General features: G+C 52.5%; 14 protein-coding genes. 6 read left to right on the top strand and 8 right to left on the bottom strand.

What is annotated here, in order from left to right; translation table 11 throughout:
• Positions 1-34 precede the first annotated feature (34 nt).
• The 4 genes from leuS to ACO064_RS01325 all read left to right on the top strand — a co-directional run bounded on the left by leuS (position 35) and on the right by ACO064_RS01325 (position 5644).
• Positions 35-2932: a leucine--tRNA ligase gene (leuS, locus tag ACO064_RS01340; RefSeq protein ID WP_421825628.1), complete on the top strand. Its 2898-nt coding sequence runs from the start codon at positions 35-37 to the stop codon at positions 2930-2932.
• A gap of 281 nt (positions 2933-3213) precedes the next feature.
• Positions 3214-4017, top strand: coding sequence for an exodeoxyribonuclease III (locus ACO064_RS01335; protein WP_421825627.1), 804 nt, complete (start codon positions 3214-3216; stop codon positions 4015-4017).
• Positions 4014-4682 (top strand): nicotinamide riboside transporter PnuC, encoded by a 669-nt coding sequence (gene pnuC, locus ACO064_RS01330; protein ID WP_421830974.1) that lies wholly within the window; start codon positions 4014-4016, stop codon positions 4680-4682. The genes ACO064_RS01335 and pnuC overlap by 4 nt, the downstream gene beginning before the upstream one ends.
• Positions 4679-5644 carry an AAA family ATPase gene (locus ACO064_RS01325; protein WP_421825626.1) on the top strand — a complete coding sequence of 322 codons (966 nt, stop codon included), beginning with the start codon at positions 4679-4681 and terminating at the stop codon, positions 5642-5644. The genes pnuC and ACO064_RS01325 overlap by 4 nt, the downstream gene beginning before the upstream one ends.
• On the opposite strand, the gene ACO064_RS01320 is transcribed toward ACO064_RS01325, so the two are convergent.
• The 3 genes from ACO064_RS01320 to parS are packed head-to-tail and all read right to left on the bottom strand — an operon-like array spanning position 5633 to position 7163.
• Positions 5633-6250: an exonuclease domain-containing protein gene (locus tag ACO064_RS01320; RefSeq protein WP_421825624.1), complete on the bottom strand. Its 618-nt coding sequence runs from the start codon at positions 6248-6250 to the stop codon at positions 5633-5635. The two genes, ACO064_RS01325 and ACO064_RS01320, sit on opposite strands and share 12 nt — an antisense overlap.
• Before the next feature lie 7 nt (positions 6251-6257).
• Positions 6258-6707, bottom strand: a complete 450-nt coding sequence (locus ACO064_RS01315) for an RES family NAD+ phosphorylase (protein WP_421825623.1) — start codon at positions 6705-6707, stop codon at positions 6258-6260.
• Between the two features lie 15 nt (positions 6708-6722).
• A complete protein-coding gene (gene parS, locus ACO064_RS01310; protein WP_421825622.1) occupies positions 6723-7163 on the bottom strand; it encodes a type II toxin-antitoxin system Xre/ParS family antitoxin in 441 nt (146 codons plus the stop codon).
• A gap of 157 nt (positions 7164-7320) precedes the next feature.
• Here parS and fumC point away from each other — a divergent pair, with 157 nt between their 5' ends.
• A complete protein-coding gene (gene fumC / locus ACO064_RS01305) occupies positions 7321-8724 on the top strand; it encodes a class II fumarate hydratase (protein WP_421825621.1) in 1404 nt (467 codons plus the stop codon).
• A 55-nt stretch (positions 8725-8779) separates the two neighbouring features.
• Positions 8780-9646 carry a glycerophosphodiester phosphodiesterase family protein gene (locus ACO064_RS01300; RefSeq protein ID WP_421825620.1) on the top strand — a complete coding sequence of 289 codons (867 nt, stop codon included), beginning with the start codon at positions 8780-8782 and terminating at the stop codon, positions 9644-9646.
• Positions 9647-9710: 64 nt separating this feature from the next.
• On the opposite strand, the gene ACO064_RS01295 is transcribed toward ACO064_RS01300, so the two are convergent.
• From ACO064_RS01295 to ACO064_RS01275, 5 genes are all read right to left on the bottom strand, one after another.
• Positions 9711-10667, bottom strand: a complete 957-nt coding sequence (locus ACO064_RS01295) for a transketolase family protein (protein WP_421825619.1) — start codon at positions 10665-10667, stop codon at positions 9711-9713.
• A gap of 10 nt (positions 10668-10677) precedes the next feature.
• Positions 10678-11535 carry a transketolase gene (locus ACO064_RS01290; RefSeq protein ID WP_421825618.1) on the bottom strand — a complete coding sequence of 286 codons (858 nt, stop codon included), beginning with the start codon at positions 11533-11535 and terminating at the stop codon, positions 10678-10680.
• Between the two features lie 81 nt (positions 11536-11616).
• Positions 11617-12948 carry a xylose isomerase gene (gene xylA / locus ACO064_RS01285; protein WP_421825617.1) on the bottom strand — a complete coding sequence of 444 codons (1332 nt, stop codon included), beginning with the start codon at positions 12946-12948 and terminating at the stop codon, positions 11617-11619.
• 195 nt (positions 12949-13143) lie between these two features.
• Positions 13144-13830, bottom strand: a complete 687-nt coding sequence (locus tag ACO064_RS01280) for an NUDIX hydrolase (protein WP_421825616.1) — start codon at positions 13828-13830, stop codon at positions 13144-13146.
• A gap of 154 nt (positions 13831-13984) precedes the next feature.
• Positions 13985-15916 carry a sialate O-acetylesterase gene (locus ACO064_RS01275; RefSeq protein ID WP_421825615.1) on the bottom strand — a complete coding sequence of 644 codons (1932 nt, stop codon included), beginning with the start codon at positions 15914-15916 and terminating at the stop codon, positions 13985-13987.
• Positions 15917-16012: the final 96 nt, after the last annotated feature.

Raw genomic sequence — 16012 nt, 5'->3', positions numbered from 1 at the left:
GTGTAATAACTCTTTAATAAAAACGCTTTCATTCATGTCTGAATACAACCACAAAAAGATTGAAGAAAACTGGCGGGCGTTCTGGGAGAAAAAACACACCTTTCGCACCGAAAACGACGCTTCAAAACCCAAATATTACATTCTCGACATGTTTCCCTATCCGTCGGGCGCCGGTCTGCACGTCGGCCATCCGCTGGGATACATTGCTTCCGATATTGTTACCCGTTACAAACGGCTGAAAGGCTTCAACGTGCTGCACCCGATGGGTTTCGACTCGTTTGGTCTGCCCGCCGAGCAATATGCCATTCAAACCGGTCAGCATCCGGCGATTACAACCGAAGAAAATGCGACCCGCTACATCGAGCAGTTGAAAAATATTGGTTTCAGTTTCGACTGGAGCCGCGAAGTCCGCACGTCTGATCCGAAATTTTACAAATGGACGCAGTGGATTTTTATGGAATTATTCCGCAGTTGGTATAACAAAGAAACCGATCAGGCCGAACCCATCGAAACCCTGATTGCCAAATTTGAAAGCGCGGGTACCTACGGAATTCAGGCCGTGTCCGACGACGATGTGCCCCATTTTACTGCCGAAGAATGGAACGCCAAATCGGGACGCGAGCAATACGAAATCACGCTGAAATACCGCCTGACCTACGTGGCCGATGCGGTCGTGAACTGGTGTGCGGCTCTGGGTACGGTTTTGGCGAATGATGAAGTGAAGGATGGGGTGTCGGAACGGGGCGGTTATCCGGTCGAGCAGAAACTGATGCGCCAGTGGATGATGCGGATTACGGCTTATGCCGACCGGTTATTGCGCGGACTGGACACCGTCGATTGGTCTGATTCGCTGAAAGAACAGCAACGCAACTGGATCGGAAAATCGACCGGGGCGGAAGTAGCGTTTCCGGTTTCCGGTTTTCAGTTTACGGAAGGTGATCCGGAAGGGTTACCGAAAACCGAAAACCGTGAACCGAAAACCATAAAGGTTTTTACAACACGCCTGGATACCATCTTTGGCGTGTCGTTCATGGTGCTGGCACCGGAGCATGAACTGGTGGCGGAATTGACGACGCTGGCGCAAAAATCGGCTGTTGATGCGTACGTTACGGCCGCCAAAATGCGCTCCGAGCGCGACCGGATGGCCGATGCCAAAACGGTTTCAGGCGTGTTTACAGGCAGCTACTGCATCAATCCGTTTAACGGCGAACGCGTCCCCATTTATCTGGCAGATTACGTGCTGGCGGGCTACGGAACCGGGGCCGTCATGGCGGTTCCCTCGGGCGATCAGCGCGACTGGGCGTTTGCCAAACACTTCGATTTGCCGATCATTCCCATTCTGGATGGTCAGAAAGACATTGATAAACAGGCGGATAATACCAAAGAAGGGCGGTATATCAATTCCGGAATCATCGACGGCCTGACCTATCAGGAAGCCGTGCCGGTTTTGGTCAAGTTTCTGGAAGAACACGGCATTGGGAAAGCCAAGATCAATTTCCGGATGCGCGATGCGGTTTTCAGTCGCCAGCGGTATTGGGGTGAACCCGTTCCGGTTTATTTCAAAGACGGTCTTCCGTATCTGCTGGACGAACAGGATTTACCGCTGGAATTGCCGCCGGTCGATAAATACCTGCCCACCGAAACCGGTGAACCGCCGTTGGCGCGTGCGGAAGGCTGGAAATATGCCCCTCAAGTCGTTCGCGACCCCGGCCCTAAAGGGGAAGAAAAATATGAATACGAATTGAGCACCATGCCCGGCTGGGCGGGTTCGAGCTGGTACTGGTACCGCTACATGGACCCACAAAACGAACAGGAATTTGCCGATCAAAAAGCCATCGACTACTGGCGCGATGTGGATTTGTACGTGGGCGGTTCCGAACATGCAACGGGCCACTTGCTCTACAGCCGGTTCTGGAACAAGTTCCTGAAAGACCGGGGCTATGTGCCGGAAGAAGAGCCGTTTAAGAAACTGGTGAATCAGGGCATGATTCTGGGGCGGTCGAATTTCGTGTATCGGTTGAAAGAATCGGTTGGTGAAGGCAAAATACCGGTTTTTGTTTCCAACGGTTTAAAGGGCCAATATGACGTGACACCCTTGCATGTCGATGTCAACATCGTAGAAAACGATGTGCTGGATGTTGAGACTTTTATCAAAACACGTCCGGATTTTGCCGAAAACGCTGAATTCATTTTAGAAGATGGCAAATACATCTGCGGAGTTGAAATCGAGAAAATGTCGAAATCGAAGTTTAACGTCGTCAATCCCGATACGATTGTGGAACGCTACGGTGCCGACACGCTGCGGCTCTACGAAATGTTCCTCGGCCCGCTGACCGACGCCAAACCGTGGAATACGAACGGCATCGACGGCGTTTACCGGTTTTTGAAAAAATTCTGGCGGTTGTTTTATGAAGAACCGACGGAAACCCGCCCCGGTCGCTGGCTGGTGACCGACGAAAAACCGACCCCCGCCGAATTGAAAGTGTTGCACAAAACCATCCGGAAAGTGGCGGAGGACATTGAGCATCTGTCGTTTAACACCTCGGTGAGTGCATTCATGGTGTGTGTCAATGAATTATCGGCCTTGAAGTGCAATAAAAAGGCGGTTTTACAGGAACTGGTCGTGGTGCTGGCCCCGTTTGCCCCCCACATCACGGAAGAACTCTGGGCGGCTTTGGGCAACGAAGCCGGTACATTAAGCTACGCCGAATTCCCGCTTTTCAATCCGGCTTTTCTGGTGGAAGACACCATCGAATACCCGGTGCAAATCAACGGTAAAGTCCGCACGACGCTGACGTTTTCAGTCGATACCGTTGCTTCGGATATCGAAAAAGAAGTGTTGACGAATGAGGTGGTTTTGAAGTGGTTGGAAGGAAAAACGCCGAAAAAAGTGGTGGTGGTGCCGAAGCGGATTGTAAACGTGGTGATTTAACAACTTGTCACTAAATCCGGCCTTTGCCCCCGACCCCTAAAGGGGCACGGACGCTGAGCCATCCGGACAAAGCGACGTCCGCGCCCCTTTAGGGGTCGGGGGCAAAGGGAACCTGGGACGTCTAACTATCCGGACAAATCGACATCTGCGCCCCTTTAGGGGTCGAAGCAAAGGCCGGGATCCTTTGACGCCGAGCCATCCGGATGAAGCGATGTCCGCGCCCCTTCAGGGGTTGGGGGCAAAAGCGCAGAAAGAGAACTCTTAGAAAATTACGTTGTCTAATGACCAATACCGACGCACCCAATCACTCCGGCGAAACCGTCAAAATCCTGACCTACAACCTCAACGGCATCCGGTCGGCGCTGAGCAAAGGATTGGTCGAATGGCTGTCGCAAAACCCGTTCGACATCCTGTGTTTTCAGGAAGTGAAAGCCACCCACGACGTGGTCGATTTGCTGCCGTTTGAAGCGTTGGGATACCGGTATCACTGGCATGCGGCCGAGAAAAAGGGCTACAGCGGGGTGGCCACGTTTTCGAAACTGCCGCCCGACCAGGTAATTATGGGATGCGGGATTGCGACGTACGACTGCGAAGGCCGGATTCTGCGCACCGACTTTGGTGACCTGACGCTGCTGAACTGCTATTTTCCGTCGGGAACAACCGGCGAAATTCGGCAAACCGTCAAGATGCAGTTTCTGGATGATTTTTTCGAATACGTTCAGGAATTGCGCCAAACCCGCCCGAATGTCATTGTCGTCGGGGACTACAACATCGCGCACACCGCCATCGATATTCACGATCCGGTTCGGAACAAAACCTCGTCGGGCTTTCTGCCGGAAGAACGGGCGTGGCTATCGAAGTGGTTCGACAGCGGTTTTATTGATTCGTATCGCTACAAAAATCCCGACAAAATTGAATATAGTTGGTGGAGTTACCGGGCCGGTGCGCGCTCCAGTAACAAAGGCTGGCGGATCGACTACATTTCCGTCAGCGAGCCCTACAAAGAACGCATCGTGGCCGCCGGACACCTGCCCGACGCCGTTCATTCCGACCACGGCCCGGTTTGGCTCGAAGTCGCGCGATGAAGGATTTTTTCGATATAGACTCGATTTTTTTTACGGTTCTCGGGTATCCGATGAGCTACCTGGAGTTTTTCGGAACCGTTACCGGGGCGGTGGCAACGGTGCTGTCGGCGCGGGCTCACCTCTGGAGCTGGCCGGTGGGTATGGTGAGTGTGGTCATCTTCCTCTTTCTTTTTTACCAGATTCAACTCTATCCCGACATGTTTTTGCAGGTATTCTTTTTCATCACCAACGTTCTGGGGTGGTGGGAGTGGACGCACCCCAAAGTAGGGGAAGAAGACCGTCGGAATGAGCTGAAAATTACCCCTTTATCGACGAAAAACTTTGCCCTTTTGCTAGGTGCCGGTGTGTTGGCAACGGGTGTTTTAGGCACCATTGCCCAGAACCTGCACGCCTGGTTTCCGGTTTTGTTCAGCCAGCCGAGCGCGTTCCCGTACCTCGATTCGTTCACAACCGTGATGAGCATTGTGGCGACCTTTCTGCTGATACGCAAGAAACTGGAATGCTGGTATGTCTGGCTGCTGGTCGATCTGATCAGTACATACATGTACTTCACAAAAGGCGTGAAAGTGCTGGGTATCGAATACGGTTTTTATTGCCTGATCGCGTTTGTTGGCGCCTGGCACTGGACGCGCGAATACCGCAGTTATACCACAACGGCAGCATGAAAAAGGGGCTGGTTTTCGGGAAGTTCATGCCGGTTCATCGGGGCCACATCGCGCTGATTGAGTTTGCTGCTGCCCAATGTGATCACCTGATTGTCTCGATGAACTGCACACCCACCGATCCGATCGATCCCGAACGGCGGATGGCATGGCTGCGGACCTTGTTCGGCCAGCGTGACAACATTGAGTTGGTGTCGGTTCTGGACGATTTTTCGGATGACGATCTGCCGTTGTGGGAAGCTACCCGCTTGTGGAGTGATTTTATCAAACAGCGGTTTCCGGACATCGACGGTTTTTTCTGTTCCGAAGCCTATGGAGAACCCTTGTCGCAGCACCTCGGATTGCCCTGCATTGAATTCGATCCTGAACGGCAGCAAGTGCCGGTTTCGGCTACGCAAATCCGGCAGCAACCGGCCCGGTATTGGGATTTTATTCCCGACGTGGTCCGGCCGTATTTTGTGAAGAGAATCTGTCTGTACGGTTCCGAAAGCGTTGGCAAAACCACCCTGGCAGAGCAACTGGCCGCGCATTACCAGACGGTTTTCGTCCAGGAAGTGGCCCGCGATCTGATTACGTCCAACGACCTGACGCTCGACGACTATGTGACCATTGGGCACGCTCAGACAAAGGCGGTTCTGGATGCAACCAAAAAAGCAAACAAACTGCTGATCTGCGATACCGATTTGATTACGACCGAGTTATACGCCGAATATTATTTGCAGGAGGTTCCGCCGGTTTTATACGAACTGGAAAAACAAATTACGTATGATCGGTATTTTCTGCTGAACATCGACGTGCCCTGGGTGGCCGACGGCCTGCGCGATCTGGGCCATCGCCGGGAAGAAATGTATAACCGCTTCAAAACCGCCCTGGCCGAACGGAACATTGATTACGTCGATGTGTCGGGCGATTGGGCCGCACGCTGGGCGATTGTGACGGGGGAAATTGATCGGTTACTCGCCTAACCTCAGATGATCTGCCAGTTTAAAAACTTTCTTCAAACACTTCGCCGTCAAAACCGCATCTTCCAGCGCGTTGTGAATTTCGGATTCGCGTTCGAATCCGAAATGGCCGGCAATGTCTTTCAGGCTTAGCCGTTGCGGAACCGGTTTATTGTTCTTTTTCAGAATCCGGAACGAGAAATAACTCAGCGTGTGCAGGTCAATCAATGTCCGGGAATACGGCCATTTGAGTTTCTCCAGGCGGTAGGCTTCTTTCAGAAAATTGATGTCGTTGATTACGCTCTGACCACAGATGATGACGTCGCGCAGATACGGATTGTTGTCCGTCGTCGTCTGGGTTTTCCGAATTCCTAATTGGGTGATAATCCACTCTTCCAGTTCCGGCAACACATCATAAATCATCGGCGCATCTTCCAGATCGGCCAGCGACAGGTTGTGGATTTTCTCGGACGAACTCGAAAACGCGTCTTCGTTTTCGGGATACACATTGGTCAGATATTGCCCTTTTTCGACCCAATTATCGTCAAAAAGAACGGCACCCACCTGAATAATTTCGTTCCAATCCGGCTCCGGGCCGGTCATTTCAAGGTCAAGGACTAAAAAAGGCATGGCGGTATTATTTTAATCGGGGGTCAAATATAATAGATTCTATACTGACAACTTTCAACGTCTTATGTTCCGGGTGAAGTGGATTGAGCAGGAAATTGAATTCGGTGGGAGAGTGGATTGACGGGACGCACATAAGCCAGTGTTGTCGTTTTTTGACCCATTCTTCCGTAGTTTCGGTCAGATGGAAAGGAGCTGGGGTTAAGTTCCAGTCAGTGGGCAACGTATTGCGCTCCAGATTGCGGATGGAAGCTGAATCGGGTATTTCAAGCGTGACGAGAGAAACATCCTCCGGTAATCTTGTCCAGTTGGCAAGTGTTTCCAGCATGGTTAAAGATACATGCTCTGATGTGTAAATGATACGGGTTCCCACGGTATGCCAGCGACCGGAACGGTAGAGTCCCCCGGTTCCGCTTAAATCATCAGTGTATAACGTTGGCGCGATTCGATATAAAAGCATACAATCGTCTCAGCGTTATGAATAAATACCGTATTTCATGCGACCCAGAATTTCCAGAATCTGTGCCCGGCCCAATGCTGAGTCCAGCAAGTCCATGGGTTTTTCACCGCCTAATGCATAATTTTTGCTTTCCAGCCAAAATCGGAAATCTTCCGGTTTTTTGAAGAGTTCTTTACCGGTTTCAAAAACTTCAGAAAGCGAAATCGCTTTTTCTGTTTCGTCTTGTGACAATTTGGTGCCCGAACGGATACGCCGTTGATAAGTGCTTTCCGAAATGGCAAGGATGTGGCTCATCGTTTTATTGGTAAATCCCATATTCTTCTGGAGATGAGCGACTGATTCCATGGGCAATCCTTCCCGGACAATTTCCATTAAATCAAGCTCATGCCGAACCGAACGCTTGATAAGCTGCTCTCCGCCTAAAGCCGTTACAATTTTTTTTATCGAAATTTGCATGGTTATTTGATTGTCCTAATCCTGTCATTTGACAACAGGCAGACAAATATATAAATTCCATTCGTATCTATTGGCTTGTGTTCTACCTTTGCCACCGGAAGCGCCGGGCAAACCCGCCGGCATCTTTTGTCTCAAGTCTAACGTCTATTGTCTCAAAATGGAATACCGGATTGAAAAAGACACGATGGGCCAGGTGCAGGTACCGGCCAACGTGTATTGGGGCGCACAAACCCAGCGTTCGATTGAAAACTTCAAAATTGCGCAAGACATCAATAAAATGCCCCGCGAAATCGTTCGGGCGTTTGCCTATCTGAAAAAAGCCGCAGCCCTGACCAACCTCGACGCGGGCGTGTTGTCGCAGGAGAAGTCCGACCTGATTGGGCGGGCGTGCGACGAAATTCTGGACGGCAAACTGGACGATCAGTTTCCGCTGGTTGTCTGGCAAACCGGCTCCGGCACGCAGTCGAATATGAACGTCAACGAAGTCGTAGCCTACCGCGCCCACGTGTTGCAGGGCGGTCAGTTGACCGACGAAAAGAAAGCACTGCACCCGAACGACGACGTCAACAAGTCGCAATCTTCGAACGATACGTTTCCGACGGCCATGCACATTGCGGCTTACAAGATTCTGATCGAAGTGACCATTCCCGGTATTGAAAAACTGCGGGACACGCTGGATGCCAAGGCGAAAGAGTTTAAAAATGTCGTCAAAATTGGCCGGACGCACTTTATGGACGCCACACCGTTGACGGTAGGACAGGAATTTTCGGGTTACGTTTCCCAGTTGACGCACGGTTTGCGGGCCATCAAAAATACGCTGGCGCATTTGAGCGAGCTGGCCCTGGGCGGAACCGCCGTCGGAACGGGCATCAATACGCCCCCGAATTATTCCGAAAACGTCGCCAAGCACATCGCCGACCTGACGGGTTTGCCGTTCGTTACCGCCGAAAACAAGTTTGAAGCCCTGGCCGCCCACGACGCCATTGTGGAAGCCCACGGTGCGTTGAAAACCGTTGCCGCTAGTCTGATGAAAATCGGGAACGACGTGCGGATGCTGTCGTCGGGACCACGGGCGGGCATCGGTGAAATCTTCATTCCCGACAACGAACCGGGGTCGTCGATCATGCCGGGGAAAGTGAACCCGACGCAGTGCGAAGCCATGACGATGGTGGCGGCTCAGGTGTTTGGCAACGACGTCGCCATCAACATCGGCGGTTCCATGGGTCACTTCGAGCTGAACGTTTTCAAACCGGTGATGATCTACAACTTCCTGCACTCGGCGCGGCTGATCGGGGATGTGTGTGTGTCGTTCAACGACAAATGTGCCGTTGGGATTCGGCCGATTGAAGAAAATATCCGGAAGCACGTCAACAACTCGCTGATGCTGGTGACGGCTCTGAACACCAAAATCGGGTACTACAAAGCCGCCGAAATTGCCCAAACCGCCCACCGCGAAGGCAGCACACTGAAAGAAACCGCCATCAAACTGGGCTACCTGACGGAAGCGGAGTTTGACGAATGGGTAAAACCGGAAGAGATGGTTGGTACCATTGATGTATAGCAATAAACACCGGTCAGGTTTTCAAAACCTGACCGGTGTATGCCCACTTCACAACATGAAACGAATTTTATGGCTTGGTTTTACGATCGGTTTACTAACCGGTTGTGCGCCCAAAACCGTCCTCAACACCTACCGCGTTCCGGCGGGTGGCTTGTCGACTTTTTTCAAATACACCCCCGGCAGAACCGCCATGATCAGTGCCCACCGGGGTGGGGGCGATATCAAAGGCTACCCCGAAAATTGCATCGAATCGTTTGCTTATCTGGCCGAAAAACTGCCCGTGATTATCGAATGCGACATTGACCTGACCCGCGACAGTGTGCTGGTGATGATGCACGACCAAACCCTTGACCGGACGACGACCGGAACCGGTAAACTCATCGGGAAAACCTACGAAGAAACGCAGCAGTATCGCCTGGAAGACAATTTCGGCAATGTGACGAACTTCAAAATTCCGACGCTGGAGCAGGTGCTGCGGTGGGGGAAAGGCAAGGTGATTTACACCCTGGATGTCAAGAAAAACGTGCCGTTTGCCAAAGTCGTCGAGATGGTTCGGCGGACGGGCGCGGCTGATTATTCGGTGGTGATCACCTACAATGCCACACAAGCCGCTGAGGTTTACCGCCTTGACCCGAATCTGATGTTGTCGGTCACTATTTTGAAAGAAGAAGACTACCAGCGGCTCCACGACCTCGGCATTCCCGACCGCAACATGGTGGCGTTTGTGGGTGTGAAAGAACCGACCCCCAACTTGTACCGGTTTTTGCACGAAAAAGGCATTTCGTGCATTCTCGGAACGCTCGGCAATCTGGACAAACAGGCCGCTGCGAAAGGCGATCAGGTCTATAAAAAGTTTGCCGAAAATGGCGCGGATGTGATGTCGACGGACCGGCCGCTGGAGGTCTATCAGGCGGTAAAATAACCAACCTCCGGCTGAGCGCGTCCCGATCCGGGCTTTTCACGACGACCCGGATCAGGACCCATGATTACTTTTTCCGCTGGATAACCGCCAGCGCTTTGGCCACAATCGAAGCCGCCGTTAATCCGTATTTTTCCATCAGTTGCTCCGGTGTTCCGCTTTCGCCGAACGAATCGTTGACGGCCACCATTTCCAGCGGAGCCGGATGGTTCAGCGCCAGGACCTGCGCCACGCTATCGCTCAAACCACCGTTCATCTGGTGTTCTTCGGCCGTTACGGCACAACCCGTTTTCGAAACCGATGCCAGAATTGCCTCTTTGTCCAGCGGTTTAATGGTGTGGATGTTGATGATTTCGGCTTCTACACCCTGTTCGGCCAGCAGCTTACCGGCTTCCAGGGCCTGCCAGACCATATGCCCGGTGGCAAAAATGGATACATCCGCACCTTCGTTGAGCAGAATGGCCTTTCCAATTTCAAACGGTTGGTCGGCGGGGGTAAAGTTGGGCACAACGGGACGGCCAAACCGGAGGTAAACCGGCCCCTTATAATCGGCAATGGCGATGGTGGCGGCTTTGGTCTGGTTGAAATCGCAGGGATTGATCACGGTCATGCCGGGCAGGGCTTTCATCATACTGATGTCTTCCAGCACCTGGTGCGTTGCGCCATCTTCGCCCAGGGTCAGCCCAGCGTGCGAGACACAGATTTTAACATTTTTGTTCGAATAAGCAACCGCCTGACGAATCTGGTCCAGCACCCGGCTTGAGCCGAAGTTGGCAAAGGTGGTTGCAAAAGGAATCAGGCCATTCAGCGTCAGACCGGCGGCAACCCCGATCATGTTGGCTTCGGCAATCCCGCACTGGATAAACCGGTCGGGATTTTCTTTGATGAACGTGTCCAGTTTAAGGGAAGCCACCAGATCGGCGCAGAGAGCAACGACATCCGGATGCGAGCGGCCCAGTTCTGCCATGCCCGCGCCGAAACCGGAACGGGTATCTTTCTTTTCGGTAAACGTGTAGGTTTTCATGTGGTCAGGATTAATAGTCGCCGAGGGTTTCTTCCAGTTGAGCCAGGGCTGCGGTGAGCTGTTCGTTGTTGGGAGCCGTTCCGTGCCACTTGTGGGTGTGCATCATGAAATCAACGCCCTGTCCCATTTCCGTTTTCATGATGATGCAAACGGGAGAGCCCTGGCCACCGGCCTCTTGAGCGGCTTTCAGGGTCGATGCCACTTCTTCGAGATTATTGCCGTCCATGTGGAGCACTGTCCAGCCGAATGCTTCGTATTTGGCACCCAGGTCACGGTTGTTAAGAACCACATCGGTCGGGCCGTCGATCTGCTGTCCGTTAAAATCAATAATGGCAATCAGATTATCCAGTTTGCGGTGTGGAATAAAGGCTGCGGCTTCCCAGATTTGCCCTTCCTGTTGCTCGCCATCGCCCATCAAACAGTAGACCCGGTGGGAGTCGTTGCGAATTTTTTTGCCATAGGCCGCACCAGCCGCTACCGAAAGTCCCTGCCCCAGAGAACCGGAAGCAATGCGGATTCCGGGCAGGTGTTCCGCCGTTGCGGGGTGGCCCTGCAACCGGGAATTCAGTTTGCGGAATGTCGCCAGCTCGGAAACCGGAAAATAACCACGGCGGGCCAGCACGGAGTATAGCACCGGCGAAATATGACCATTGGACAAAAAGAACAGGTCTTCGCCCGAACCGCTCATATCAAACACGACGGAACCCTGATCATCCGTTTTCAGGTTCATGGCCTGAAAATACAGACTCACCAGTAAGTCCGTACACCCCAGCGAACCACCCGGATGCCCGGATGCGACGCCATGCACCATGCGGACAATATCCCGGCGTACCTGCGAAGCGACTTTTGCTAATTCACTCGTTTCCATGCATTTATCTTTTAGGATCATCTCTATATCCGCCACGCAGGCCACAAAAACATGGGACCTGCGTGGCAAATAGGGAAAATATTAAATATACTGATTGATGAGGCTCTCCAGCCATTCCTGTTTGCCACTGCGAGCCGTTGGCTCCCCATTTTCGAGCGTGTAGCTGCGCAGATCTTCCAGCGTCAGTTTGCCTTCTTCAAACGCTTTTCCGGGGCCGCCATCGAAAGAACTGTACCGTTCTGTCCGGAATTTGAGATAATCTGACTCTTTCAGAATGGCATCCGCCACGATAAACGAACGGGCAAACGCATCCATACCGCTGATGTGGGCAATGAACAAATCCTCGAAATCGGTGGAGTTCCGGCGCACTTTGGCGTCGAAGTTGATTCCCCCGGGTTTGATGCCTCCCGCCTGGTGAATTACCAGAGCCGCTTCAACCAGTTCATACAGATTGATCGGAAACTGATCGGTATCCCAGCCATTCTGGTTGTCGCCCCGGTTGGCGTCGATGCTGCCCAACATTCCCGCATCAGCCGCCACCTGCAATTCGTGGTCGAAGGTATGCCCGGCCAAAGTCGCGTGGTTAACCTCGATGTTCAGTTGAAAATCATTTTCTAAGCCATACTGACGCAGGAAACCAATAACCGTAGCCGCGTCATAATCGTACTGGTGTTTCGTGGGTTCCATCGGTTTCGGCTCAATGAAGAAGGTGCCTTTGAAACCTTGCTGGCGGGCGTAATCGCGGGCCATGGTCAGAAACTTCGCCAGGTGCTCGACTTCCCGCTTCATGTTGGTGTTCAGCAGGGACATGTAACCTTCCCGGCCACCCCAGAACACGTAGTTTTCGCCACCCAGTGCGATGGTGGCATCAATGGCATTTTTAACCTGGGTTCCGGCATAGGCCAAGACCGCAAAATCTGGATTGGTCGATGCGCCATTCATGTAGCGCGGGTTCGAGAACACATTCGCCGTACCCCACAGCAGTTTGACACCACTGGCCGACTGCTTCTGCTTCGCGTAGTCGACAATGGCCTGCAGGCGGTTTTCGTAATCATTGACCGATGGGCCTTCATCCACCAGGTCGATGTCGTGGAAACAATAATACGGCGCTCCGATTTTGGTGAAAAACTCAAAAGCCGCGTCCATTTTCAGTTTCGCCCGCACGTTGGCGTCGCTATCCTGATCCCACGGAAAAATCCGCGTGCCGGGGCCAAATGGATCTCCGCCCGCTCCGCAGAAGGTGTGCCAGTAGCTAATGGCAAAGCGGAGTTGCTCCCGCAGCGTTTTGCCACCCAGCATGAGATCCGGATTATACCATTTAAACGCTAACGGATTCTTGGATTTGGGGCCTTCGTAGGCAATGGCGCCAATGCCGGGGAAATATTCCCGGTCGCCCAGGGTGATGGTTGACATGGTTTGTAAACTGGTTAAGCGGTTTTGAATTCGATCTGATTTCAACGGAAATTTTCTAATGGTGTAAAGTTGACACTTATTTTATAAATGTCAAAACGACACCTACTATTTTTTTATTGAACTCCCCCCGTAACTGGCCGTAAAGTGAGCAGGTGTTGTGCTCCGCGAGATGATCCCGCTGACTGGAAATTTTAGCTAGGTGGGTATAAAATTTAAAAAGGCGTCGGTGGCCTGCTGGTATTTGGTTTGATCTACCTGGTAGAAATAGGCCCCTTTCCGGGAAAACCCTTTCTGCTTTTCGTCCAGTTTGATGAGTAGGTTCGTCGAGAGGATTTTCCGGCTGAAGTTTCGCTTGTCAAATTCGGTGTTGTAGACGGCATCATACAACTTTTTGAGTTGGGGAATCGTAAACTTCTCAGGCAGCAGTTCGAAACCAATGGGATGCTGGGCCGCTTTGTAGCGTAGCCGTTTGATGGCCAAGTCGACCATGTCGCCGTGGTCGAATAATAAAGGCGGCAAATTATAGATCGAAAACCAGCGGGCCTGATAAGTCTCCGTAATTTTTGATTCATAATCAGCCACTTTTACCAGCGAGAAATACGCCACCGAAACCGTTCGGACAATGGGGTCGCGGTGCGGGTCACCGAAAGCGTGCAACTGTTCCAGGTATACGTTGGTCAGGCCGGTGAGGTCGAACAAGATGCGGGCGGCTGCCTGTTCGAGGCTTTCAACGGGTTGCAGCCATCCACCCATCAGCGACCAGGTACGCTCTTCCATGCCGCGTTTGACGAGTAACACTTTCAGGCTTTCCCCGTCAAAACCGAAGATGATGGAATCCAGAGCCACTAAGTACGGATGTTGCTGTTTATATTGGTCTAACATGAGTCGTTGAAAAGCCGGCGGTTTCGAATAAAGGCGAAAGTAGGGAATTCATCTCATTTTTACGGTTTGCCAAACACATCGTTCCGCCATGACAATCACTGGCTGATCCAATTTCGGTCACCAACTGCCCCGTTTTTCGGTCATTCATTTGCTTTTAACGGTCGGTTCGAAAGGGAGAAGCCGGTAATCCTTCCCGGTTATACAGATTGGGATTCACGGGGTTATCGGCCCAGGCATAGCGCACATACCGGGGCTCCGGCACCTCATCACTCCAGACCACCACCTGGCCATTTTGGATACGGGCCTTCGCCCACACAAATTTTTTGTCGCTGCCCGCAATGGCAAAGTCTCCGGGTGTTTCCCCGTCCTGCGTAACCAATCCTCCACCGGTATGGGTGAAGCTGACCACGATTGTATTCCCCTCAATCGCCGATGATTGGTAGATCGGGCCGGAAGAAACCAGGTTTTCGTGGTAAGCGGTTTTCAAGGCAGCCAGAGCCAGCCGTTCGCCCACGTCTTTTTTATTGTCGGGGTGAATGTCGTTCCACTCGCCCAGATCAATCGCCACGGCCATACCCGTGTTAGGCACCTTCAAAGCGTTGAGCTGAGCTTCCCGCAAAACCGCCCAATGGCTCTCAGAGGGCAGGTAATTGTAGTCCATAAAACCGGGTAGCTGAACATACAGAAAGGGTAGCGTCTCCTGGTTCCAGTGCCGTCGCCAGTCCGAAATCAAGGCCGGTAACAGCGTAGCGTATTCTTCAGGACGACCGGCATTGCTTTCCCCCTGATACCAGCAAAAACCTTTGATGGCGTAGTTGGTTTCCGGAGCCACCATCGCATTATACAAGGCGGTGGGTTGATTTTGCGCACTGATTCCGCCCCCGGAAACGCCAGCAGGGGGCCGGTAGGCCACGCCTACCTTATACTGCCAGGTGCCTTTCAGATCGAGGGTGTCGGTACCGGCAAAAAGGCAGTAAGGTTTGTCGGGAACAAAACCACCTTTCCCCGCCGTGTTGGTGACCCGGATGACCAGCACATTCTTCCCGGCTTTCAGGACACCAGCCGGTAGTTTATACCGGCGCTGGGGGTATTGATACGTCGTTTTTCCGACCGGTTTTCCATTGATATACAGTTCGTCGGCGTCCACGATGCGACCCAGAAAGACTTTGGCGGGCTGGCCGGTCATTGAAGCCGGTACGTCGATTTCCTTGCGATACCAAACGATGCCATTCAAGTCTTTCAGCCCCTGATCTTCCCAATAACCGGGAATGTTGATCGGTCGCCAGCCCTTTGGCGTATACGAAACGTCAGACCATTTGGGGGTGGCGGTTAGCCCGACATCCTCAGGTTGTATTGCAGGCGCAGACGGTTTCCGGTTCTGGTGATTGAAATACGTCGTGTCTCTGTTCTTCACGATGGTGGTTTTCATCGCCGGGAAGCTGGCCAATCCTTCTTCACTCGTCCAGGCTTCAATGGGCGTCCCGCCGACACTGGCGTTGATGATGCCAATGGGAATTTTATAGGTTGCATACAGTTTTTTAGCGAAAAAATAAGCCACTGCCGAGAAAGCCCTGACGTCTTCGCCCACGGCGGCTTTCCATTGTCCGGCCGGAAGATCGCTTTGGGGCTTTTGCAGGTTCGTCAGCGTGGGCACCCAGAACTGCCGGATTTGGGAGTCGTTGGCCTGTTCAATTTCTTTTGCATACGTGACGTCATGGATGTTGAGTTGATGCACCATGTTGCTTTGTCCGCTGCAAAACCAGACGTCGCCAACCAGAATATCCCGGAGCGTCAGCCGGGAACTTCCCACAATATCCATCGTGAAGGGGCCGCCCGCCGGCGTGGCGGGCAGCCTGATCTGCCATTGACCGGAGGCATCGGTGACGGTTTTGTAATTGCGGTTTTTAAAACGGACGGAAATTTTTTCGCCCGGTTTCGCCCATCCCCAAATCTTCAGGGGGGCGTCGCGTTGGAGCACCATGCCATCGCTGATGAGTTTGGGTACGCGCACCTGCCCGAAACACACGACCGACGCCAGTAAAACAACCGTCAGGAGATTCAGGACTTGTTTTGTATTTACGCTCATGGGTTAGGTTCGATCAATTCTGTAGCAACGATAAAAAGTTTGCCATAAAAATGCCGCCGTTTTCAACTGAAACGGCGGCATCAGCACGGTGAGGTC

Source organism: Larkinella sp., assembly GCF_965227735.1.
Lineage (GTDB): Bacteria > Bacteroidota > Bacteroidia > Cytophagales > Spirosomataceae > Larkinella.
The sequence above is the reverse complement of the archived record's forward strand: the minus strand, read 5'-3'. Positions and strand labels throughout refer to the sequence as shown.